The organism is Methylotenera mobilis JLW8 (genome assembly GCF_000023705.1).
GTDB lineage: Bacteria > Pseudomonadota > Gammaproteobacteria > Burkholderiales > Methylophilaceae > Methylotenera > Methylotenera mobilis.
In genome coordinates this window covers 1,635,752-1,656,666 of sequence record NC_012968.1, presented here as the reverse complement: position 1 = coordinate 1,656,666, position 20,915 = coordinate 1,635,752, and the positions used below count along the sequence as shown (strand labels likewise).

Genomic DNA, 20,915 nt, shown 5'->3' with positions numbered 1-20,915 from the left:
TCTAGCGGGGAATCAACGCCACTCACCGTCTATTAGTTTTTCCAGTGGTTGGTAATTTTGTTTATACGCCATTTTTTTGCTGTCTTTAATCCAGTAGCCTAGATACAGATAGGGTAAGCTCAAGGTTTGAGCCCACAATGCTTGCCATAACACGTTATAGGTGCCATAGCTGGTTGTGCTGTCGCTGGTGTCGTAGAAGGTGTAAACCGCAGAAACGCCATCAAGGACAATATCGACCACGCTCACCATTTTGAGCTGACCACCTTCCCTAAACTCAACCAGCACGCTTTCTACGTTAGATTGGCATAAAAAGCTCTGATACTGTTCTACATCATTTTCTTGTGTATCAGTTTCAAGCTCTCGTTGCTCATCTGTTTTGTCATCACTGTGGCGAGCGCGCTGATAGCTGGCATACAGCGCATAATGCTCTTCATGAAAGCCTATAGGCAGTATGCTGGTGGTGAGATTCTGGTGTTGTTTAAACGCACGTTTCTGGCTGCGGTTGGGCGTAAATCTAGCCAACACCAACCTTACCGGCACACACTCTTGGCAGTTCTCGCAATGTGGTCTGTACGAGAATTTTCCGCTACGTCTGAACCCTTGTTGAATTAAGCCGCTGTATACGTTTGCGTCCACTAGGTGTTGTGGCGCTGCAATGAGACTTTGTGCCATTCTATTGGGCAGGTAGCCGCAACTATAGCCTGTGGTCACGTAAAATTGCAGTTTTTGCAGCGGTGTATCGCTAGGTAAGCTCATGGCAAAAGTATAACTCTATTTTTATGCGATGTTGCTAGGTCTGGCCTGGGTTAGCCTAGATATTTGCGCTGCAAATTCGGCACGCTCAATTTCGCGTGCACCCAAACTCGCCAAATGTGCGGTTTTCATTTGGCAGTCTATCAGGCCAACTCCTTGAGCCGTTAGGTGCTGTACCAAGCTCACAAAGGCAACCTTGGATGCATCGGTTTTGTGATGAAACATACTTTCACCATAAAACATATTGCCTATATGCACGCCGTAACAGCCGCCCACCAATTGGCCATCAAAGTAAGATTCGACTGAAATCGCAAAGCCAGCGTCATGCAGCCGGCAATAGGCATCAATAATATCCTGCGTTATCCAAGTACCGGCTTGCTGGCTGCGCAACGTGTTGCTGCAAGCGGTAATCACTTCACGAAACTGCGTGCTGAGCTTCACCTCAAAGGTTTTCTTTTTAAGCGTTTTTTGTAGTGAGTTGGATATTTTTAACTCGTGCGGATACAACACCATGCGTGGGCTTGGGCTCCACCAAAGGATAGGTTCGCCCTCGCTAAACCAGGGAAAAATGCCTTTATGGTATGCTGCGAGTAGGCGTTGCAGAGATAGGTCACCACCAATTGCAATTAAGCCATTGGGTTCGCTGAGCGCTTCAGTTAGCGCTGGAAAGGCACATTCGCCATCTATACTGGCCACTCGACCATTGGGAAGTTGATAATAACCGTGGCTCATAAACTTAGTCTTGATTTGCTGGCTGCTGTCCAATTGTGTTGATGATGCACTATGCTGTTTATCGTTACTTAGGCATCATCATTTAGAAGCATTATTTAAAAGTAAGTTTTAAATATAAAGTAATCACGCAGATTGATGAAATGGTTTAGCGTGCATTTTGCGCATTTGACAGATTTTATTTAAAAGATCTTAAAGTATGCCAATGCCTTTTCGCCAAAGTACCATAGGGCAAAAAAGAATGCGCCGAAGTAAATGGTAGTGACGACTAGCCAGAATAGCGCAATCAGGTACATCAAACCGTCATCTTCAAGTTCCCCTATGCAGTAAAACAAGATGGCGAGACCGGGTAGGAAGTTATTGAATGGCAGTACCCCAAACGGAATTGCCATCAACCCGCCTGCTGCCAGCAAGATAAAGCCTCCCATTTTCTGGCCGCGTACGCCTGCTGCAATAAATGGGTAGCGTGGTTTACTGATTTTTCTGCATAGCCCCAGGATCTCCAGGCAAACTTTGGCTAACATTTTCCAGGTGTTTTCACTAAACTCAATGGCCAATACTTGTTTGGGCAAGACCGGTGATTCGTGACCACGTAACAGCTGCCAGCCCAAGGTGGCAAAGGCCACACCACCCAGTACCGTGAACGGACCCAGCGGGATGGGCTGCAAAAACGGTAATACCAGTATGATGCAAATAAAGGCATAACCTGCTTCATCTAACGTGTCTAATGCTTCGCCCACGCTCAATGGCTGGCCCTTGGCTTTCTCTGCGAATTGATGCAAACTTTTTACTAAGTTGGCGTAGTCACACATAGTTTTGCGTATGTTCTTGTGGGCGTATCATGTGAGTATTGTATGCAATATTGGAGGTGGTGGTCATGAAAAAAACCGCAGTTAATTGGCTGGGTTTTGATATTCATGTAATTGAACTATAAAAAAGCTTCTTAATCATATGATTAGCGCGTAAAATGCGCGCACTTTTATCGATTTATAGCAGATACCTTGGAACAATACTCAACAATGTTAGCAAAGCCTATTCCTAGCTATCGTCCTTATTGGGCGAAGCGGTTTGGGCCTGCGCCAATTTTACCGATGTCTCGTGCCGAAATGGACGCCCTAGGCTGGGATAGCTGCGACATCATTTTGGTGACGGGGGATGCGTATATTGATCACCCCAGTTTTGGCATGGCATTGGTAGGCCGTCTATTAGAGGCTCAGGGTTTTCGCGTTGGTATTATCGCGCAGCCAGATTGGCAAAATGCCAATGCATTTAAAGTGTTGGGCAAGCCGAATCTGTATTTTGGTGTGACGGCAGGCAATATGGATAGCATGGTGAATCGCTATACCGCGGATAGAAAAATCCGTAGCGATGATGCTTATACCCCTGATGCTGCACCTAATAAACGTCCAGACCGTGCGGTATTGGTATACAGCCAACGTTGCCGTGAGGCTTATTCTGATGTGCCATTAGTGGTGGGTAGTATTGAGGCGAGTTTGCGCCGTATTGCACATTATGACTATTGGTCAGATAAAGTACGCCGCAGTATTTTAGTGGATTCTAAAGCTGATATTTTATTGTATGGTAATGCTGAGCGCGCGCTGGTTGAGCTGAGCCACCGCATCGCCAAAGGCGAGAAGATTGCCGAGATTCAAGATATTCGCGGTACTGCTTTTTTACGTAAGAAGGTGCCAGAAGGCTGGAGTGAAGTAGAAAGCACCAAGCTGGATCGCCCTGGTGCGGTAGATAAACCAGTTGACCCTTATGAAATGAAAATGGGTAAATCAGATGCCAGTTGTGCTACTGATGAAGCGAAAAAAACAGAATTACCGGCAGGCGTAAGTGCTATTGAGATTGTACCAAACCTCAGGTTAAAAGCTCCTAAGGCTGATCGGTCTAAGCAAGTAGTGCGCTTGCCTGCGTTTGAAGAGGTGGCGCATGACCCGGTATTGTATGCGCATGCTTCACGTGTGCTGCACTTAGAGGCTAACCCAGGTAACGCGCGTGCTTTGGTGCAAAAGCATGGCGATAGGGAGGTGTGGCTCAATCCGCCGCCTATCCCGCTTACCACCAAAGAAATGGATTATGTGTATGACATGCCTTATGCACGTAAGCCGCATCCTGCCTATAAAGATGCCAAAATCCCAGCTTGGGAAATGATACGCTTCAGCGTGAATATCATGCGCGGCTGCTTTGGCGGCTGTACTTTCTGCAGTATTACCGAGCACGAAGGCCGTATTATTCAAAGCCGTTCCGAAGCTTCTATCCTGAAAGAGGTGGAAGAAATTCGCGATAAAGTGGATGGTTTCACCGGTGTGATTTCAGATTTGGGTGGACCTACCGCCAATATGTACCGTATTGCTTGTAAATCTGAATCCATTGAAAAGAATTGCCGTAAATTAAGCTGCGTTTATCCGGCGGTGTGCGAAAACTTGAACACCGACCATAGCGCGCTGATTCAGCTATACCGTAAAGCACGTGCGATTAAAGGTGTTAAGAAGATTTTGATTGGCTCCGGTCTGCGTTATGACCTTGCGGTGAAATCACCAGAGTACGTGAAGGAGCTGGTGCAGCACCATGTGGGCGGCTATCTGAAAATTGCGCCTGAGCATAGCGAAGAAAACGTGCTGAGCAAGATGATGAAACCAGGCATGGGTGCTTATGATGAATTTAAAGCCATGTTTGAGAAGTTCAGTGCGGAAGCAGGCAAGAAGCAGTATTTGATTCCATACTTTATTGCTGCACACCCGGGTACTACTGATAATGACATGTTGAACTTGGCATTATGGCTGAAGAAATACGACTTCAAGTTAGACCAAGTGCAGACCTTTACCCCTACACCGATGGCGATGGCTACCGCGATGTATCACTCAGGTAAAAATCCATTGCGTAAGGTAACGGAAGATTCTGATGATGTGCCTATCCCAAAAGCGGGTAATGTGCGCAAGTTGCATAAAGCGTTTATTCGCTATCACGACCCTAATAACTGGCCAATGCTGCGAGAAGCATTGAAGAAAATGGGACGTGATGATTTAATCGGTAGTGGCAAGCATTGTTTGATTCCGGCTTGGCAGCCGCTATCCAGCAAGCCTGTGACCACGGTGCGCGGTGAGCAGTTAGAGCGCACGGTAAGGCCTAGGCGTACCACAGAGAAAAAGCGCAAATACTCCTAAGTAATTTTTTGTGAGGGTAATGTGATGTTAAGGTCATTCATACCTAATTTATACCAAGCCCTCATAATGCTGATATTTGCCTTGCTCAGCACCAATGCTTTGGCTGAGCGTGGGCTGTTCTGGAAAGCTGAATCTAGAACCGCACCTACGATTTATCTATTTGGCTCGATTCATACCGATGATAATCGCGTGACTGATTTCCCCCCCAGCGTGCTGGCGGCATTAAAGTCGATAGACGTCTTTATGATGGAGTCTGACGCACCGCAAGACCCACGCATGCTGCAGACGCCGGATTCCGACCTCAAATCTAGCTTAAGCCCTAAGGAGCTTGAGCAACTGTATGCATTGGCAGATTTTCACGTCATGCATAGAGATGTGGCGCTGCGCACCAAGCCCTGGTTGTTAGCAGTGGTGTTTGACTCCCCTAGGCCACTTACCCCATATGCGCAAGATAATTTGCTTATGCGCCTTGCAGAAGATAACGGCAAAGCTGTGCAGGGCATAGAGTCTGCGGCTGAGCATTTTGCCGTGATGGATAGCCTGACCCAGGCTGAGCAACTGGCTTTACTGCGGCAGGTCTTAAAGCGTAGCCAGCAAGCCAAAGAGCGTGATTATGAGCAGTTAATCAAAGCCTATTTAAAGGGAGATGCTAATAAACTCGCCGCCCTCAATGCGCATACCACCGGCAGTATGCTGTCTAGGCCCTTATGGGAGAAAATGCGCGTTAAACTGCTCGATGAGCGTAATACGGTGATGGCGCAGCGTGTACTTGCTAAAGCACAAGATAACAGCCTATTTGTGGTGGTGGGCGCTTCACATCTGGCTGGCTCAACCGGCCTGCTTGCTACGCTGAAGCAAGCAGGTTACAAGTTGAGCGTAGTGAAATAACAGAACTTTAGTGAAGTAAAAAAATTTAGTGAAATAACAGAATTACTGATGCGTTACGTGACGTCCCGCTTCGTAATTAACTGTTTCTGGCGATTGGTTCACATAGATAAGTTTATCGGTTGCAAAGCCAAGTTCTTTGGCTTGTGCAATCAAGTGCTGCTTAATGGGGTAGGATAATTGTGGTGTACGCGAAAGTATCCAAAAGTAGGATTTATCCGGCCCGCAAATCATGACGTAGTTGTAATAGGGTTTATCTAATTCAATGATATTGTAAGCCCCGTAAAACGGACCAAAGAACGATACTTTCAGTTTGCCTGTATGCGTTTTGTCTGTGTTGGCAGGGTCCACAAAATAGGCTTTGCCCACTGCTTCTTCCCATTTTTTTGTACTGGTATTCAGGCCGCGGTTAATTACCTTAATGCCGCCGTCATCACGTAGGCTGTAGGTGGCCGTGACGTTATCTAAACCACGTTCAAAACTATGGTCCAGCCGCGCAATTTCGTACCATGTGCCAAGGTATTGCCCAGCATCAAAACTTTCAATCACTTTTACGTTGTCAGGTACCCCCATGCATGATGATAAGAGTAAACAGCATGAGATTAATAGTTTGCGCAGTGCCATGGTGAGTGAGCCTAGTATCGTCGTTAGTGAGCTATTGATGTAAATGGATTAGACATTATTTGCTTAGTATCAGTTTGTGATTCTGGTTGTCTATTTAGGTTGCTCTGATTTAGACATCCATGCAAACAGTGAAGCACTCATCACTTCTTCAACCGACATGTCAATCGGTGTTAGCCAGTCGCTCGGCACAAACACAGTGTAGCCGCCTATCATGTAACCCATAGGTAAGTATACGGCAACACGATCACCCTGTATAAAGCCTGTCGGCAGTGCATCTGTATTTTGTCTGGTGATTAAGCCTACTATTTCCAGCGTATTTTCCGGCTCTGCTGTGCGACCAGGAATTTTTAGAATCACAGCCTGTTGTGCGCTACCTTTTTTGTGTGGGGCAAAATAATCAGCAAAACTCTTTAGCGATGAATAGATGCTTTTGACCACGGGTAAATTGGTGAATGGGAACTCAAGTAGTGCCAGCAGTTTGTACAGCTGTTTGTGCGAAACTAGATAGCCCAGCAGCACAATTCCCCCCAACCCCATTGCCAGACCCAGACCAGGGATGTAGAAATCACCAATAATCGGACGCACCCACCACATAGCGATATGCTCTGCCCAAGTTAAGAACGTATACAGTAAATATACGGTAAGCCCCAAAGGCAATGCTGTAATCAGGCCGCGAAAGAAATATTGGTAAATACGTTTCATAAAGCTCCCGTTCTATATGGCAGGTAAGATGCTGGTGCGCTGATTTGTAATGGATTTGATTACTGGTTTTGACCATCTGCCTGCAAAGCGTTCAGGTCAGATGCGCTTAACCAGCGCCATTCCCCAACTTTTAAGTCTTGTGGCAATTCCAAACGCCCAATTTTAATGCGCTTCAATGCTTCTACACGATTGCTGATAGCAGCGACCATGCGCTTTACTTGATGGTATTTACCTTCAGCTAGCGTCATGTGGATTACGTGGTCATTGATTTTGGTGCATGCCAGCGCTGCAATCGGTGCATCTTCATCAACTAGCTGCACGCCTTTTAAAATATGTGCAATTTGCTCGTCACTGACGGCATGCTTACAAGTGACCTCATAGACCTTGGGTACCTTGTGTTTGGGCGAACTCATACGGTGGATAAACTGACCATCGTCTGAAATTAGAATCAGCCCGGTGGTGTCTTCATCCAGTCTGCCTATGCATTGCACGCCTCGCTCTACCAGTGGGTGTGGCAGTAAGCTGTAGATAGTAGGGTGGTGCTGTGTTTTGTGTGAGCATTCATAATTACTGGGTTTGTGCATCATGAGGTAAGACTTTTCATGATAGACCCATGCCTCACCCTTGATGGTGTAGTGCAGGTTTTCCAGTTCAAAAGTGGTATCTGGGTCATCGCACAACTCACCGTTTACCGTCACCTCTTCGTTAATAACAAGAATGCGGCATAGCTTGCGGGAGCCAAAGCCTTGGTTGTGTAATATGCGTTCGATAGAAAGTTTTTTAGCCATAGCCGACATTATAAGGCACAAATAAAAACGCCCGCATGTTTCGGTGCGGGCGTTGTGATGGCTGTGCTTTAAAATGCGGTACTTTAAAACTAGGCTTAAAAATAAGTCTTAGTCCTCGCTAACGCATTTATAAGCTAAGGCGCCTATCACTGCACCAACAATCGGCGCTAGCCAAAATAGCCATAGCTGCTGTAACGCAATACCACCCTCAATCAAGGCAGGGCCAGTGCTACGTGCAGGGTTGACTGAGGTGTTGGTGACAGGGATGCTGATTAAATGGATGAGTACCAAAGTAAAGCCTATCGCCAATGGTGCCAAGCCTGCAGGTGCGCGTTTGTCGGTCGCACCCATGATGATAAATAAGAACATGGCAGTCATGACGATTTCTGTGATTAAGCCTGCCATCATGCTATAACCATGCGGTGAGTGTTCTGCAAAACCGTTCGATGCCAAGCCACCGGTATAGCCCTGCATGCCGCTAGCGATAGTGTGTATCAGTAATGCGGCTAAAATTGCGCCCAATACCTGCGCGATAATGTAATGTGGGAGTTCTTTGGCGCTAAATCGGCCACCTGCAACCAAACCAATCGAAATAGCAGGGTTGAGATGGCAGCCCGAGATATGGCCGATGGCGTAGGCCATAGTCACCACGGTTAAGCCAAAAGCGAAGGAAACTCCTAAATAACCTAAGCCTAAATCTGGAATGCCAGCAGCGAGGACTGCGCTACCGCAGCCGCCCAACACTAACCAGAAAGTACCGATGAGTTCGGCAAGTGCACGTTTTGATAATGACATAATTACTCCAATCTTATAGTGATTATTAGAATCTACATGGACTGCATTTATATCAATTGCATCGCTAATTTACTGCAATCATGATGTGACTACAAGCGAGTTTGGGTTAAACTAGGCCTTTAATTCACACACCATTGTTATATGTCTTTTAAGCACATCATCTCCCGCGACAACCCAGTTTTTAAGCAACTCAAGAAATTTGCAGACAATGCGCGCGAGCGTAGGGCTGAGGGCAAAACCTTGCTAGATGGCGTACATTTGATTGAATCGTATATGGACACTTTTGGTGAGCCGGATTTAATCATTATTCCTGAAGGTAAAAGTAGCGTAGAAGCTACCGGTTTGATACAGAATTTGGCGGATATTTCAACCATTATGCTGCCTACATTAATGTTCGCAGAGCTGACCCCGGTGGCCAATGCTACCGGCATTTTGGCGCTTGTAAAAATACCGCAACTACCTGTTCCAGAGCAGCCAGAATTTGTATTGATGCTAGAGGACATACAAGACCCAGGTAATATTGGCAGTATGCTGCGCACAGCGGCTGCATCCGGTGTTGATGTGGTTTATCTAAGTACTAGCTGTACTGATGTATGGTCGCCCAAAGCGCTGCGCGGCGGGCAGGGCGCACAATTTGTACTGCCTATTGTGGAGCGCGTAGATTTAATTAACGCACTGCAGGAGTTTGACGGTAATAGTTATGCTACCGCCATGCAGGGTGAGTCTCTTTATGCTCAGGATTTATCTGCGCCTACAGCTTTTGTGATTGGTAATGAGGGAGCTGGGCTACGTAAACAAACCATGGCGGCGACCAGCAAACGGATTACTATCCCGATGGCAAACACTGCATTGGGCTCGGTAGAGTCTCTCAATGCGGGTGCGGCAGCGGCGGTCTGTTTATTTGAGCGGATGCGTCAGGCGTCTTTGACGTAAACCTTTTGAAAATAAGGATGTAGTAATGTTTAACTACCCAGTCACTGAATATCAAGCAGATACAAACCAAACGGTTGGGTGTGCCACTCGGCCAGCCCAGCGTGGGTTTAGTTTGATAGAAATGATGGCAATCGTTGTGATTATGGGTATTTTGGCTATGGTGGCGATTCCGTCCAGCATGGGCCGTATTATTAAAGAGCAAATCACCGCGGCATTGCCGTTAGCCGATATTGCCAAAGCACCAATCGCTGCGGCATGGGCGACCTCTCAGGTGATGTTGGCGGATAATGCAGCTGCCGATTTACCCAGTAGCGATAAAGTGGTGAGTAACTTTATTTCTGATACCAAGATTGAAAATGGCGTAATCCATATGACCTTTGGCAATAAGGCACACCCCAAAATCAAAGACAAAGTGCTGAGCCTGCGACCAGCGGTGATAGAAGAGTCTAAAGTGGTGCCTGTAGCATGGGTGTGTGGAAACGCAAAAGCCCCAGACAATATGGTGGTAAAGGGCGAAAACAAAACCAATATACCGGATGAGTATTTGCCGCGACTATGTAGGTAGGCCGTAGTACCTAAACTTAAGTACCTAAATCAATTATCTAAGCTCATTGTTTGCTGAGTGCGAGGCGACATGCCAAACCAATAAAAACAACGCCCGCCACGCGGTTGATTACCAATTGACCACGCTTGGAGCTATTAAGCCAGTGAGAGATGTAACTTGCTGCCCATGCGATACAGCTAAAAACAATAAGGGCGGCGATGATGAAAACTATGCCGAGCATGATGATTTGTAGCGGAATTGAGCCGCGCGCGGGATCTGCGAACTGCGGCAAGAATGACAAAAAGAAGATTGCCACCTTAGGGTTTGTAATGTTCATCAAAACACCGCGACTATACAGTGCCCAACCACCTTGTTTTTGATTTGCGGCGTTAGAAATGTCAGTAGCGCCTGCGCGAAATGCTTGCCATGCGAGATAAAGCAGGTAGGCCGCGCCTACCGTTTTTAGAATGGTAAAAGCAAGTGTTGAAGTTTTAAATATAGCAGCTACGCCAAGCGCCACGGCTGAAATGTGGAACAACAGTCCTGTGCAAAGACCAAGCGTAATGATGAAGCCTGACTTTTTGCCGTTTATGGCAGACTGGGTGAGGACAAATATGTTGTCCGGGCCAGGTGCAATCGCCAGTGCAACTGATGCAGCGAAAAACAATAGAAGAGCGTCTACCGGTATCATATTTGCGACTCCAAGCTCGCGTGAAAACTCATACGGCCTAACGCTTTTTAGCCGTGCTTAATGTACTTCTGGGTGCGCTTTTGTGGTGACTTCACTGACCATTAGTTGCGTGGCATCCACTTTATCAAAGCTGTAGTGAGCGTTACAAAAGTCACAGTTCACTTCAATTTTGCCTTGCTCCTCAATGATGCTGGTGATTTCATCGTTGCCTAGCATGCGCAACATACCGGAAACACTTTCACGCGAACAGCTGCAATGAAACTTGGTATTGCTCGCTTCAAATAATCGTACATCTTCCTCGTGGAATAGGCGCGTGAGTATGGTTTCTGTCGGCAGGTTGAGTAGCTCGTCGTCGGTAATCGTATCAGCTAAATGCCCAATACGATTCCATGCGTCTAAGTCCTGTGCGCTAAGGTCTTCAGTTTTAGTGACTTGGTTCATGGTATCCGGCAATTTTTGCAGCAGCATGCCTGCCGCGGCGTTGCCATCGCAATGTAGCCAGATTTTGGTGTCAATTTGCTCTGAGCGTAGCATGTAGTTTTCTAGAATGGTGCTGATGCTGTCGCCCTCTAGCGCAACGATTCCCTGATACGCCTGACGGCCATCTTTGGGGTCTAGCGTGATCATGAATTGCCCTTGTGACATGAGGTCGAACAGGCTTTGTTCGTCTGATACTTCACCTTTCCACTTGGCGGTGGCACGGATGCCAAAATCTGAGTTGCATTCAACCACCAATAATTTTAGCGCGCCCTTGCTTTGAATTTGCAGTACAAGTGAGCCGCTCATTTTAAGGGTGGCGGTCAGCAATGCACTGGCGGCCATTAGCTCGCCCAGCGCGCGTTTTAGGCCAACAGGCAGGTGCTGTTTGTTCAGCGCTAGTTGTAGTGTGCTGGTGAGGTTAACAAGGTTGCCACGTATCGGCGTGTTTTCAAAAACAAAACGTTGTAGGGTGTCTGGTAGTTTATTCATCCCGACATTTTAACATTAGCGTGCAGCATTCAAAAATGTTTGGATGGAGTTTTTGATATCCACACGTTATGTGTTGTTGGCATTATGCGTTAGCTGGCAATGATAATCTGCTTGGTTTGCGGTACGGCCAATATTGACCAATACGCAAGCGCCCACTGCCATATTGTATTTAACGGTGCAGTGCTGATACTGGCGGGTGGTTGCTGCCCTAAAAAACATAATGCATCGTAAAGTAACTGGCTGGCAGTGCCAATTTCTATGGGTTTTGCTAAAGTTTGTTTGCTGAGCTTTTCATGGTTGGCATTAGCAGCAACTGGCACGTGTGCATATTGTGGCGTGGGGAAGCCAAGCTCCTGCTGCAGATATATCTGGCGAGGCGTGGAATTTAGTAAGTCTGCGCCACGCACGATATGTGTGATGCCTTGCGCGGCATCATCTACCACCACTGCCAGCTGGTAGGCAAATAAGCCATCTGCACGCTTTAAGATAAAATCACCTACATCTAGGCCAATATGTTGTTGTACTCCGTGCTGAATCTTGTCATGAAAGCTAATGGTGGCGTCATGAGTTTTGATGCGCCAAGCAATGGCAGTGTTAGGCTTGGTTGCTTTATGCAAGCAAGTCTGGGGATAGATGCGCCCATCAATGCCGAAAGCCGTGCTGGAGTCGGCAATTTCCTTGCGGGTGCAGGTGCATGGGTATATCAGCTGCTTGTTATTGAGTTGGTTGAGTGCGTCAGCATAAAGCTCACTTCGCTGGCTTTGGTAAACCACTGTGTCGTCCCACTCAAAGCCAAATGCTGCTAGCTGCTTTAGTATTGTATCTGCCGCCCCTTGAATTTCACGTGGTTTGTCTAAATCTTCCATGCGTACTAACCATCGCCCTTGGTTGACTCTTGCTTCACAAAAGCTGGCAACAGCCGCCACCAGCGAACCAAAGTGCATAGGCCCTGTGGGCGAGGGGGCGAAGCGGCCAATGTACATATTGGTGAAAATTTAATTCACTGGTTGTAGGTAGGGCGGAATATGCCAGTAGCCTAGCTGGTTACCCAATAGCATGAGCTGGCAGTGCAGGCGGTCATTACCGCTGGCGCTGACATCAAACTCGTAAGTGCGTAAAAATTGCACGCGGCCACGGCGATTACGCCCTAGCCATATTCTGCTGCAGGCGACAGACTCATCTAGCAACTGCAGATTGAATCTAGCCGAAAGTTCGCTACCAAGCAGAATGGCACGTTCACGTTTGTTTAAACTGTCTATCCAAAACCAGCCGATGGCCAGTAGGATAATAATTAACATTATTTCCATTAATACTCACTCATTCCTATGTAGGGTCTAGCTCGGATTCATCAGGCTCATCTTCATGTAGTGACAAGCTATCAAAATTGGACGAACTCTTAGTCTTGCCTGCATTTTTACCATGTAACTTAAATCGTAAGCGCAACTCGTTAATTGAGTCTGCATTACGCAGGGCATCATCTTCAGTAATGCGGCCTTCCTCGCATAAATTAAAGAGGGCTTGATCAAATGTTTGCATACCAAGCTCGGTAGATTTAGCCATCACTTCTTTAATCATGTTCGTTTCACCCTTTAAAATCAGGTCAGAGATCAGCGGTGAGTTAAGCAAGATTTCAATGGCAGCACAGCGACCGCCACCGGTTCTGGAAACCAGACGTTGCGAGATGAACGCTTTCAGATTGAGCGATAAGTCCATATGCAACTGCGCGTGACGCTCTTCAGGGAAGAAGTTAATGATGCGGTCAATCGCTTGGTTGGCGCTGTTGGCGTGCAAGGTGGCCATACAAAGATGGCCGGTTTCTGCAAATGCTAGCGCAAACTCCATGGTTTCTCTATCGCGGATTTCGCCAATTAAAATCACATCAGGGGCTTGGCGTAATGTATTTTTTAGCGCGTTAAACCATCCGTTGGTATCTCTACCTACCTCGCGATGGGTGACCAGGCAGTTCTTACTTTGGTGCACGTACTCTACCGGGTCTTCTACGGTAATGATGTGGCCAAACGTGTTTTCATTGCGGTAATCAATCAGCGCGGCTAGCGTGGTGGACTTACCCGAGCCGGTGCCGCCTACTAGAATCACTAGCCCGCGCTTAGTAAGCATTACGTCTTGCAGCGTGTCAGGCAGGCCTAAATCGTCAAACTTAGGAATTTCAGTGGTAATGGTACGTAGCACCATGCCGACTTTTTCTTGTTGTACAAATACATTCACCCGGAAGCGGCCTATATTTTTAGGCCAGATCGCAAAATTACATTCTTTTTCTGTTGCAAATTCGGTGCGTTGCTTTTCATTCATCAACGCATCAGCAAAGGCTTTGGTATGTTCACCGCTCAGTTTCTGCTGAGTAACTGGTGTCATCTTGCCATCAATTTTCATGGCGGGAGGAAAGTCTGCGGAAATGAATAAATCCGAGGCTTTCTTATCAAGCATGCCACGTAAAAGGTTATGCATGTAATTAAGTGCTTGTTCGTTTGTCATTCAAGAAACCTTATCTATTGGGGTTACAATATGGCACGAGTTCATCCATAATTAACAAGTCGTCACTTTCACGCTTGTTGTCGGCAATTGTACTTAATTTAATTGTAAGCGAACATTCGCTTCATCAGCTATTGTTGCATGGGATTATTGATAAGAGCCATTACTGCATGAATGAAATACGTGAAAAAGAAGCCATCGATGCTTACTTAAAATTGTTGCAGGCTAAAGGCGCAAAAAGTGATGTGCTACATAGGCGCTGCTTGTTTATTGATCTTTTAGCTGAAAAGCTTGTTGGACAGGTGTCTAACGGTGAAGTCTATCGAGATATTGTTGAAAATGTGATGGACTCAGTTCCAGCAGATGCTTGGCATGATAGTCTTACCGCTGCACGTGAATTTTATCCGTTTTGGATGAAAGATTTTAAAGCGATTGCTGCTTTAAACATTAACCCTGGTTTTGATGTTAAGCCTATAGACTGGCGACCAGTACAGGCATCACTCAAAGCGTTATCTGATAGATTAGAAACAGAGAAGTTTGAGGCCGCTGAAAACTGGCCTTTAAAAGCATATACCCAAGCTTTGCGTTATGAAGGGGCTGAGCAGTCTTTGGTGGATACACGTATGAAGCTGGCGAAAATCATATTAATCCGCTTGCGCACCGCACCAGATAAAGACAGCAAGGCCTATCGTGCGGCAGTGGATCAGACCTTGCCCTTATTCAGCATTAAGCATAGTCGCCGCTTGTTTTTGGTAGTCGTGCGTGAGTTTTATCATTTTTGGTCAGGTAACCCGGATGCTGCTAGCATGGTGTTGAAAGAGGGCGCTGGTAACGCATTAATCTAGTTTTGAAACCATCTCTTGAGTTGGATTGCACATATTTAGTGCAATGCACCATGTGTTGCACAATGTTAGTGCAATAATTCCATGCTGTGTTATGCAAGTTCTATACAAAACAATAGGTTATGTTTTGGCGTGATATTTGCTTATTTTGCGGGGCTTAAAATGTTAATAGGTGATTGAAATGGAAGCATTAGTCTCAGCAAATGATGTTTTATTTGTATTGCTTGGCGCCATTATGGTGCTTGCAATGCACGCAGGTTTTGCATTTTTAGAGGTGGGTACAGTCAGGCATAAGAATCAGGTCAATGCACTGGTTAAGATCATGGTGGATTTTTCAGTTTCTACCATTGCTTACTTTTTTATTGGCTACAGCATTGCCTATGGCGTAGATTTTTTTAGTGGCGCTGACGTGCTGGCTGCTAAAAATGGATTCGGTCTAGTCAAGTTTTTCTTTTTACTGACATTTGCCGCGGCGATTCCGGCGATTATTTCCGGCGGCATTGCCGAACGTGCGAAATTTAATCCGCAAATGTTTGCTACTTTTACCTTGGTTGGTTTTGTGTACCCGTTTTTTGAAGGGATTGCATGGAATAACCATTACGGTTTGCAAGAGTGGCTAAAGGTGGCGACTGGTGCGTCATTTCATGATTTTGCAGGTTCGGTTGTGGTGCATGCGATGGGCGGATGGATCGCACTTGCTGCCGTGATTTTGCTCGGTGCACGTAATGGCCGCTATAGTAAAGATGGTCGTTTGCATGCGTACCCACCGTCAAATATTCCGTTTCTTGCATTAGGTGCATGGATACTGACCGTAGGCTGGTTTGGCTTTAACGTGATGTCTGCACAGGCTGTACAAGGTATTAGCGGTTTGGTTGCCGTGAACTCCTTGATGGCAATGGTGGGTGGTACTTTAGCAGCTTTGGTGATGGGTAAAAATGACCCGGGTTTTGTGCACAATGGCCCTTTAGCTGGTTTGGTTGCGGTTTGTGCCGGTTCTGATGTAATGCATCCGCTAGGTGCATTGGCAACTGGCGCAATTGCTGGCGTGCTATTTGTGTTGACCTTTACCTTAACCCAGCAGCGCTGGAAAATTGACGATGTGCTTGGCGTGTGGCCGTTGCATGGCCTATGTGGTGCTTGGGGTGGTATAGCCGCCGGTATTTTTGGACTTAAAGCATTAGGTGGAATGGGTGGCGTAAGCTTTGTATCGCAATTGGTTGGTACAGCAACCGGTGTAACAGTTGCCTTGGTGGGTGGTTTTGCTGTGTATGGCGCCTTGAAGCAATTGGTTGGTATTAGATTGACCGCAGAGGAAGAGTATGACGGCGCAGATTTGACCATTCATAAAATTCCATCTACAACTAATGATTAATCTTTAAATTGGCCATTGATAGAAATTAATAAAGTCTGTCGGCGAGTAATAAAGTCTGTCGATAGAACTAAAGTCTGTCTTAACAGATAATTTAAAAAGCCCTGAGAAATCAGGGCTTTTTTGTAGGGTAATCTTTATCTACTGCTCTCTGACGTTTAAAGTTGGTAACCAAAGCAGTGTAAAGTCGGTAACTAATTCAAATTTTATGTGATTGGTACTTTTAAGAAGAGTTGATACTAATGATGAAATTTTGTATCAAGGTGTAGTTTTACGCAGTTTCTACATGGCTTTAAATTTACAGCTCTTTTATGTCACAACCTTAATGTCCCTTAATTCGGTCTGTAGAGTCGGAAAATTCCGTGAAAAGTTTGTGGCACCTACCCCTCTAGGTCTTAGAATAGCTTATCAGGTGTAATGCGAAGCCCAAATGAAACCCACTGGTTATCATTCACACCATTGAGCTGTCTCCCCAAGGTAGCGTCTACTTGAAACAGGTCAGGTATAACAGACATCCTTATGCCAGCTTGAGTGAAGGGGTTTGATTGATGGTCTCCGTATACTTCTAAAACCCCTGTAAACCTCGGTGAAGCCTTGAACTCACCACCGACACCCCAAGTCATGTTGTCTTTGTTGGACGCATGGTCATGCAGCACGCCCGCATTTAGGTGCATTACTATTTTGTCATCGTTAAAGGATGCTGAGAACGGAATATACGCATAAGTGTTTCCGAGTTGGTTTGCGCTAGGAGTTACCGCTGGGTGGTAAACCTTACCAATTGCAAAGCCTATTCCCCATCCGTTAGTTTCAAGGGCTTTGAATAAAGTCTTAGCTTGTATCACATAGTCTGATGTGTCCTTTGTATCACTAGCCATAGACAAGCCAGCACCTAGAGTCACCTCAAGGTTACCTGTAGGGTTGCAGGCAGGCAAAGCCCAGAACTCAGTGCTGTTTGGGTATATGCGAGTCCAACTTTCAAGCTGACAGCTCTCTGCGTTGGTTAATCGTGCATCATCGGTAACAAAAGGACGAGCTGACCATGCGGGGTGTGCGTATAGCAGGATAGGTAAAAGTAACAGTTTTTTCATTGTTGCCATTTTATTCTAGTTTTATTTATTTTAGGTTACAGCCTCATGTATGGATTGTATTTACTGTGCGTCCGCCAGAGGTGTAACTAGTAGCGTAAAAGAACTCATGTAGCAAAATAAGATTTCTGAGCTTTCGGTAGTGCTTATAGAAAAGGTTTGCGAAAATTCCAGTATCAACTGGATCAACTCCAAAGCGGACATATAAGTGGTCTCACAAGCTCCAAGTTTTTCCTCATAAGTTGCAACTAAAAATGCATGGTAAGTCATGCTTATGCTTGTTAGTAAGTGACTGCTTTCGGCCCAAAGCAGACGTTCATTTATGAAAAGCGACTGGCAGAAACGTGGAACAACGCTGACATTAAACTTTCGTGAATTAACCAGTATTAATTAAATCAAAAACTAAACAAATAAACGCTTTTGTGGATTTATAACTTTAAGATTTCAACCTTAGCGCATTTGCAATTACTGAAACAGAACTCAAACTCATGGCAAGAGCCGCTATCATCGGTGAAAGTAGCCATCCAGTAAGTGGGAAAAGCAGGCCCGCGGCCAAAGGAACACCGAGCGAGTTGTAAACAAAGGCAAATGTCAGGTTTTGCTTCATATTGATTATTGTCTGCTCAGAAATTGCTCTCGCTTGCGCAATACCACGCAGATCACCTTTTACAAGCGTTACTTGGGCACTATTCATTGCAACATCAGTTCCTGTTCCCATCGCAATACCCACATTAGCTTTTGCCAATGCTGGGGCATCATTAATACCGTCTCCTGCCATTGCAACAATTCTTCCTTCACGTTGTAGCTTATCTACCAATGCTAATTTGTCGGCTGGCCTGACCTCCCCATAGATCTCACTAATACCCAATTTAGCAGCTACAAATTTTGCTGTAACTAGGCCATCACCAGTAGCCATGATGACACGAATGTTAAAAGACCTAAGGATATTTAACGCATCTAATGAACTAGCTTTAATAGGATCAGAAACAGCTAATAAACCAGCCACATTTCCATCCACTGCCAACACCATGACACTTGCTCCCTCCGCCCTTAAATTTTCAGCCTGTAACTTTAGCTCTTCATATGAAACTCCAATTTGTGTCATCAGAGCACTGTTTCCTAATGCAAGCGACCTTCCGCCGACTATACCTTTTACACCTATGCCAGAGATTGAGTCGAAGCTTTCTACTTTTTCTAGCCGGAGTTTCCGATCACGAGCTTCTTGCAAAATAGCATCGGCCAAAGGATGTTCGCTCCCTTGGTCTAAGCTTGCTGCGAGACGAAGCACTTCTTCTTCCGTATACCCTTGATTTGCAAATACTCGATCAAACCGTGGTTTACCTTCGGTTAGCGTTCCAGTTTTATCAACAATAATGGTGTCTATTTTTCTGAAATTTTCAATCGCTGCTGCATCGCGGAACAACACTCCTTGAGAGGCTGCTTTTCCTGTAGCAACCATAATTGACATTGGTGTTGCCAATCCTAGCGCACATGGACAGGCAATAATAAGCACAGCAACAGCATTAATGAGCCCGTATACCCAGCTTGGCTCTGGGCCAAACACGCCCCACACAAAAAATGTCAGTAGCGAGATAAGTACGACTGTTATAACAAAGTACCCTGCAACATGATCAGCAATGCGCTGCATAGGTGCTCTTGATCGTTGCGCTTGCATAACCATTTGCACAATACTTGAAAGAACAGTTTGAGTTCCCACCTTTTCAGCTCTTAACACTAATGTACCACTTGTATTTAATGTTGCTCCTATCAGTTTATCTCCAACGCGTTTTGTCACTGGAACAGGTTCACCTGTAAGCATAGACTCATCAACTGCGCTAACTCCCTCAATCACAACGCCATCAACAGGTACCTTTTCACCAGGACGGACGCGAAGAGTGTCGCCAACATGCACATGCGTCAAGGGCACATCCTGCTCTGTACCATCGGTATTAATTTTACGAGCTGACTTAGGTGCCAAACCCAGTAATGATTTGATAGCTGCAGATGTCTGTGATCGTGCCTTAAGCTCAAGGACCTGACCAAGTAAGGTAAGTGAAATGATGACTGCAGCGGCTTCAAAGTAGACAGACACTCGGCCCATATCGATAAATGAATCTGGGAAAAAATCAGGTAATGCTGTTGCTATTACACTGTAAATAAATGCAGCTGAAGTACCGAGACCAATTAAGGTCCACATATTAGGTTTACGGTTAATTATTGATTGGACGCCTCGTTGGAAGAAAGGCCAGCCTGCCCATAATACAATCGGCAAAGAAATAATGAGCTCAATCCAGCTTTGAGTCGCCATCTCAAACCATTGTAGCCTGTGACCTAACATTGCCAAAACTGTAACAACAACGGTTAATGGCAATGTCCAAAAAAAACGCCGTTTAAAATCTATTAATTCCGGACTTTCGTCTTCCTCAAGGCTCGGTAGCTCTGGCTCCAATGACATGCCGCACTTTGGACAGACGCCTGGAGAGTCCTGCCGTACTTCGGGATGCATCGGGCATGTATATATAGTCCCTTTGGCGCTTAACTCAGCTGAAATTTGGTCATCATTTACAGGTTGAGGTTGATGATATAGAGCTGGATTTTCTAGAAACTTACCTTTGCATTTATTGCTACAAAAATAGAACATTGCTCCTGCATGCTTTGCAGAATGTTGTGACTGGTCAGAAACATTCATTCCACAAACTGGATCTTTCATCGTATTAGTATTGTTCTTCATATCCATAACCTTCGCTCCTGGGACAATTGATGCAGATGAGCCAAATATCGAAAAATGTTTAGTATCCAGCCACGTCCTTTCTTCAATCAACAGGCTTTATATTGATGACTAATGGGGATTCACCTTCTACTTTTACGAACCCAAAATCAACTTGATCTCCAATTTTAACTGTATCTAATAGTGACTTATCAGCAACTTTAAAGAACATAGTCATCCCTGGCCAGTTTAGCGCTGGAACAGGTTCGTGCTTTAATTTCACTTTGCTTAACTCAGTATCCAGAGCCACTACTTCGCCTCTTGCAGAATAGCTCTTTTGTATCTCTTTACTTGGGTGATGTGCGTCATTAGCTAAGGACACTAAAGAGGCTAAACTCAAAAATGTTGTGAATATAACAATTAATATTTTATTCATTTCAACTCTCCTTTTAAGAATATAAAAATTTATCGTAATGGCTGAAACCCAGCATCAGATATTGCTTGAATAATTACTGCTTCGGGCATGGCCGAATTAACACGTAATGTTTTTGTAGATAGTTCAACATCAATCACCGCCAACGCGTCTATTTGTTGAATGGTTTTTTTGATTGTATTAACACAACCTCCACAGTTCATATTTTGTACTCTTAATATATACATAATAGGCTCTTCTTTATAGAAAATGTGAATGTACAATCACTCTAAAGCTTCCAACAATTGTAAGGTCAAGCGTTTTTTATTAAATTACTTCTTGACCTTACAATAGTGGAAAGCATTAGCATTGTTAGGGTAAATAAATTCAGTAATAAACATTTAGATTGATGATGAGTTTCAGTCCC

General features: G+C 45.4%; 22 protein-coding genes. 6 read left to right on the top strand and 16 right to left on the bottom strand.

Annotated features, from left to right (window positions below; genetic code table 11):
• Window positions 1-12: 12 nt before the first annotated feature.
• The 3 genes from MMOL_RS07660 to MMOL_RS07650 all read right to left on the bottom strand — a co-directional run bounded on the left by MMOL_RS07660 (window position 13) and on the right by MMOL_RS07650 (window position 2,264).
• Window positions 13-756, bottom strand: coding sequence for an arginyltransferase (locus MMOL_RS07660; RefSeq protein WP_015832450.1), 744 nt, complete (start codon window positions 754-756; stop codon window positions 13-15).
• A gap of 21 nt (window positions 757-777) precedes the next feature.
• Window positions 778-1,485 (bottom strand): leucyl/phenylalanyl-tRNA--protein transferase, encoded by a 708-nt coding sequence (gene aat / locus MMOL_RS07655; RefSeq protein ID WP_015832449.1) that lies wholly within the window; start codon window positions 1,483-1,485, stop codon window positions 778-780.
• A gap of 179 nt (window positions 1,486-1,664) precedes the next feature.
• Window positions 1,665-2,264, bottom strand: a complete 600-nt coding sequence (locus MMOL_RS07650) for an exopolysaccharide biosynthesis protein (RefSeq protein ID WP_238524366.1) — start codon at window positions 2,262-2,264, stop codon at window positions 1,665-1,667.
• Between the two features lie 237 nt (window positions 2,265-2,501).
• Between MMOL_RS07650 and MMOL_RS07645 the strand changes: the two genes are divergently transcribed.
• On the top strand, window positions 2,502-4,652 hold the full coding sequence (locus MMOL_RS07645) for a YgiQ family radical SAM protein (RefSeq protein WP_015832447.1): 2,151 nt from the start codon (window positions 2,502-2,504) through the stop codon (window positions 4,650-4,652).
• Window positions 4,653-4,718: 66 nt separating this feature from the next.
• Window positions 4,719-5,540 (top strand): TraB/GumN family protein, encoded by an 822-nt coding sequence (locus MMOL_RS07640; RefSeq protein ID WP_238524365.1) that lies wholly within the window; start codon window positions 4,719-4,721, stop codon window positions 5,538-5,540.
• Window positions 5,541-5,582: 42 nt separating this feature from the next.
• Here the strand turns inward: MMOL_RS07640 and MMOL_RS07635 are convergent, their stop codons facing one another.
• From MMOL_RS07635 to aqpZ, 4 genes are all read right to left on the bottom strand, one after another.
• Window positions 5,583-6,161 (bottom strand): lipocalin family protein, encoded by a 579-nt coding sequence (locus MMOL_RS07635; RefSeq protein ID WP_015832445.1) that lies wholly within the window; start codon window positions 6,159-6,161, stop codon window positions 5,583-5,585.
• 90 nt (window positions 6,162-6,251) lie between these two features.
• Window positions 6,252-6,863, bottom strand: a complete 612-nt coding sequence (locus MMOL_RS07630) for a DUF502 domain-containing protein (protein WP_015832444.1) — start codon at window positions 6,861-6,863, stop codon at window positions 6,252-6,254.
• A 59-nt stretch (window positions 6,864-6,922) separates the two neighbouring features.
• Window positions 6,923-7,651, bottom strand: coding sequence for a pseudouridine synthase (locus MMOL_RS07625; protein ID WP_041928767.1), 729 nt, complete (start codon window positions 7,649-7,651; stop codon window positions 6,923-6,925).
• Between the two features lie 108 nt (window positions 7,652-7,759).
• Window positions 7,760-8,446: an aquaporin Z gene (gene aqpZ / locus MMOL_RS07620; protein ID WP_015832442.1), complete on the bottom strand. Its 687-nt coding sequence runs from the start codon at window positions 8,444-8,446 to the stop codon at window positions 7,760-7,762.
• Between the two features lie 141 nt (window positions 8,447-8,587).
• On the opposite strand from aqpZ, the gene MMOL_RS07615 reads away from it, so the two are divergent.
• Entirely contained in the window at window positions 8,588-9,379 is a 792-nt protein-coding gene (locus MMOL_RS07615) for a TrmH family RNA methyltransferase (protein WP_015832441.1), read from the top strand.
• A gap of 25 nt (window positions 9,380-9,404) precedes the next feature.
• On the top strand, window positions 9,405-9,944 hold the full coding sequence (locus MMOL_RS07610) for a pilin (protein WP_015832440.1): 540 nt from the start codon (window positions 9,405-9,407) through the stop codon (window positions 9,942-9,944).
• A 43-nt stretch (window positions 9,945-9,987) separates the two neighbouring features.
• On the opposite strand, the gene MMOL_RS07605 is transcribed toward MMOL_RS07610, so the two are convergent.
• The 5 genes from MMOL_RS07605 to MMOL_RS07585 form a co-directional block, all read right to left on the bottom strand.
• A complete protein-coding gene (locus MMOL_RS07605) occupies window positions 9,988-10,614 on the bottom strand; it encodes a LysE family translocator (protein WP_015832439.1) in 627 nt (208 codons plus the stop codon).
• A 57-nt stretch (window positions 10,615-10,671) separates the two neighbouring features.
• On the bottom strand, window positions 10,672-11,583 hold the full coding sequence (gene hslO, locus MMOL_RS07600; protein WP_015832438.1) for an Hsp33 family molecular chaperone HslO: 912 nt from the start codon (window positions 11,581-11,583) through the stop codon (window positions 10,672-10,674).
• A gap of 89 nt (window positions 11,584-11,672) precedes the next feature.
• Complete coding sequence (gene gluQRS, locus MMOL_RS07595) at window positions 11,673-12,566, bottom strand: tRNA glutamyl-Q(34) synthetase GluQRS (RefSeq protein ID WP_015832437.1); 894 nt, start codon at window positions 12,564-12,566, stop codon at window positions 11,673-11,675.
• Between the two features lie 12 nt (window positions 12,567-12,578).
• The gene (locus MMOL_RS07590) at window positions 12,579-12,890 is read right to left on the bottom strand and encodes a DUF3301 domain-containing protein (RefSeq protein ID WP_015832436.1); all 312 of its coding nucleotides are present in this window, start codon (window positions 12,888-12,890) and stop codon (window positions 12,579-12,581) included.
• Window positions 12,891-12,906: 16 nt separating this feature from the next.
• A complete protein-coding gene (locus tag MMOL_RS07585; RefSeq protein WP_015832435.1) occupies window positions 12,907-14,076 on the bottom strand; it encodes a PilT/PilU family type 4a pilus ATPase in 1,170 nt (389 codons plus the stop codon).
• Between the two features lie 167 nt (window positions 14,077-14,243).
• Between MMOL_RS07585 and MMOL_RS07580 the strand changes: the two genes are divergently transcribed.
• Together MMOL_RS07580 and MMOL_RS07575 are read left to right on the top strand one after the other, a co-directional pair.
• Complete coding sequence (locus MMOL_RS07580; RefSeq protein WP_015832434.1) at window positions 14,244-14,918, top strand: hypothetical protein; 675 nt, start codon at window positions 14,244-14,246, stop codon at window positions 14,916-14,918.
• Window positions 14,919-15,096: 178 nt separating this feature from the next.
• Window positions 15,097-16,287, top strand: coding sequence for an ammonium transporter (locus MMOL_RS07575; protein ID WP_015832433.1), 1,191 nt, complete (start codon window positions 15,097-15,099; stop codon window positions 16,285-16,287).
• 392 nt (window positions 16,288-16,679) lie between these two features.
• Here the strand turns inward: MMOL_RS07575 and MMOL_RS07570 are convergent, their stop codons facing one another.
• The 4 genes from MMOL_RS07570 to MMOL_RS07550 all read right to left on the bottom strand — a co-directional run bounded on the left by MMOL_RS07570 (window position 16,680) and on the right by MMOL_RS07550 (window position 20,736).
• The gene (locus MMOL_RS07570; RefSeq protein WP_041928765.1) at window positions 16,680-17,372 is read right to left on the bottom strand and encodes a hypothetical protein; all 693 of its coding nucleotides are present in this window, start codon (window positions 17,370-17,372) and stop codon (window positions 16,680-16,682) included.
• A gap of 433 nt (window positions 17,373-17,805) precedes the next feature.
• Window positions 17,806-20,106 carry a heavy metal translocating P-type ATPase gene (locus MMOL_RS07560; protein ID WP_015832430.1) on the bottom strand — a complete coding sequence of 767 codons (2,301 nt, stop codon included), beginning with the start codon at window positions 20,104-20,106 and terminating at the stop codon, window positions 17,806-17,808.
• A 76-nt stretch (window positions 20,107-20,182) separates the two neighbouring features.
• Window positions 20,183-20,512, bottom strand: a complete 330-nt coding sequence (locus tag MMOL_RS07555; protein ID WP_015832429.1) for a copper-binding protein — start codon at window positions 20,510-20,512, stop codon at window positions 20,183-20,185.
• A gap of 29 nt (window positions 20,513-20,541) precedes the next feature.
• Window positions 20,542-20,736, bottom strand: coding sequence for a heavy-metal-associated domain-containing protein (locus MMOL_RS07550; protein WP_015832428.1), 195 nt, complete (start codon window positions 20,734-20,736; stop codon window positions 20,542-20,544).
• Window positions 20,737-20,915: the final 179 nt, after the last annotated feature.

Bases quoted from the DNA above. Each gene is read 5' to 3' on its own strand.
- MMOL_RS07635 (WP_015832445.1), bottom strand. From the start codon at position 6,161: ATGGCACTGCGCAAACTATTAATCTCATGCTGTTTACTCTTATCATCA.
- MMOL_RS07610 (WP_015832440.1), top strand. From the start codon at position 9,405: ATGTTTAACTACCCAGTCACTGAATATCAAGCAGATACAAACCAAACG.
- aqpZ (WP_015832442.1), bottom strand. From the start codon at position 8,446: ATGTCATTATCAAAACGTGCACTTGCCGAACTCATCGGTACTTTCTGG.
- MMOL_RS07585 (WP_015832435.1), bottom strand. From the start codon at position 14,076: ATGACAAACGAACAAGCACTTAATTACATGCATAACCTTTTACGTGGC.
- MMOL_RS07630 (WP_015832444.1), bottom strand. From the start codon at position 6,863: ATGAAACGTATTTACCAATATTTCTTTCGCGGCCTGATTACAGCATTG.
- MMOL_RS07645 (WP_015832447.1), top strand. From the start codon at position 2,502: ATGTTAGCAAAGCCTATTCCTAGCTATCGTCCTTATTGGGCGAAGCGG.
- MMOL_RS07550 (WP_015832428.1), bottom strand. From the start codon at position 20,736: ATGTATATATTAAGAGTACAAAATATGAACTGTGGAGGTTGTGTTAAT.
- MMOL_RS07575 (WP_015832433.1), top strand. From the start codon at position 15,097: ATGGAAGCATTAGTCTCAGCAAATGATGTTTTATTTGTATTGCTTGGC.
- MMOL_RS07580 (WP_015832434.1), top strand. From the start codon at position 14,244: ATGAATGAAATACGTGAAAAAGAAGCCATCGATGCTTACTTAAAATTG.
- MMOL_RS07590 (WP_015832436.1), bottom strand. From the start codon at position 12,890: ATGGAAATAATGTTAATTATTATCCTACTGGCCATCGGCTGGTTTTGG.
- gluQRS (WP_015832437.1), bottom strand. From the start codon at position 12,566: ATGTACATTGGCCGCTTCGCCCCCTCGCCCACAGGGCCTATGCACTTT.
- hslO (WP_015832438.1), bottom strand. From the start codon at position 11,583: ATGAATAAACTACCAGACACCCTACAACGTTTTGTTTTTGAAAACACG.
- aat (WP_015832449.1), bottom strand. From the start codon at position 1,485: ATGAGCCACGGTTATTATCAACTTCCCAATGGTCGAGTGGCCAGTATA.
- MMOL_RS07640 (WP_238524365.1), top strand. From the start codon at position 4,719: ATGCTGATATTTGCCTTGCTCAGCACCAATGCTTTGGCTGAGCGTGGG.
- MMOL_RS07615 (WP_015832441.1), top strand. From the start codon at position 8,588: ATGTCTTTTAAGCACATCATCTCCCGCGACAACCCAGTTTTTAAGCAA.
- MMOL_RS07605 (WP_015832439.1), bottom strand. From the start codon at position 10,614: ATGATACCGGTAGACGCTCTTCTATTGTTTTTCGCTGCATCAGTTGCA.
- MMOL_RS07570 (WP_041928765.1), bottom strand. From the start codon at position 17,372: ATGAAAAAACTGTTACTTTTACCTATCCTGCTATACGCACACCCCGCA.
- MMOL_RS07660 (WP_015832450.1), bottom strand. From the start codon at position 756: ATGAGCTTACCTAGCGATACACCGCTGCAAAAACTGCAATTTTACGTG.
- MMOL_RS07555 (WP_015832429.1), bottom strand. From the start codon at position 20,512: ATGAATAAAATATTAATTGTTATATTCACAACATTTTTGAGTTTAGCC.
- MMOL_RS07560 (WP_015832430.1), bottom strand. From the start codon at position 20,106: ATGGATATGAAGAACAATACTAATACGATGAAAGATCCAGTTTGTGGA.
- MMOL_RS07625 (WP_041928767.1), bottom strand. From the start codon at position 7,651: ATGGCTAAAAAACTTTCTATCGAACGCATATTACACAACCAAGGCTTT.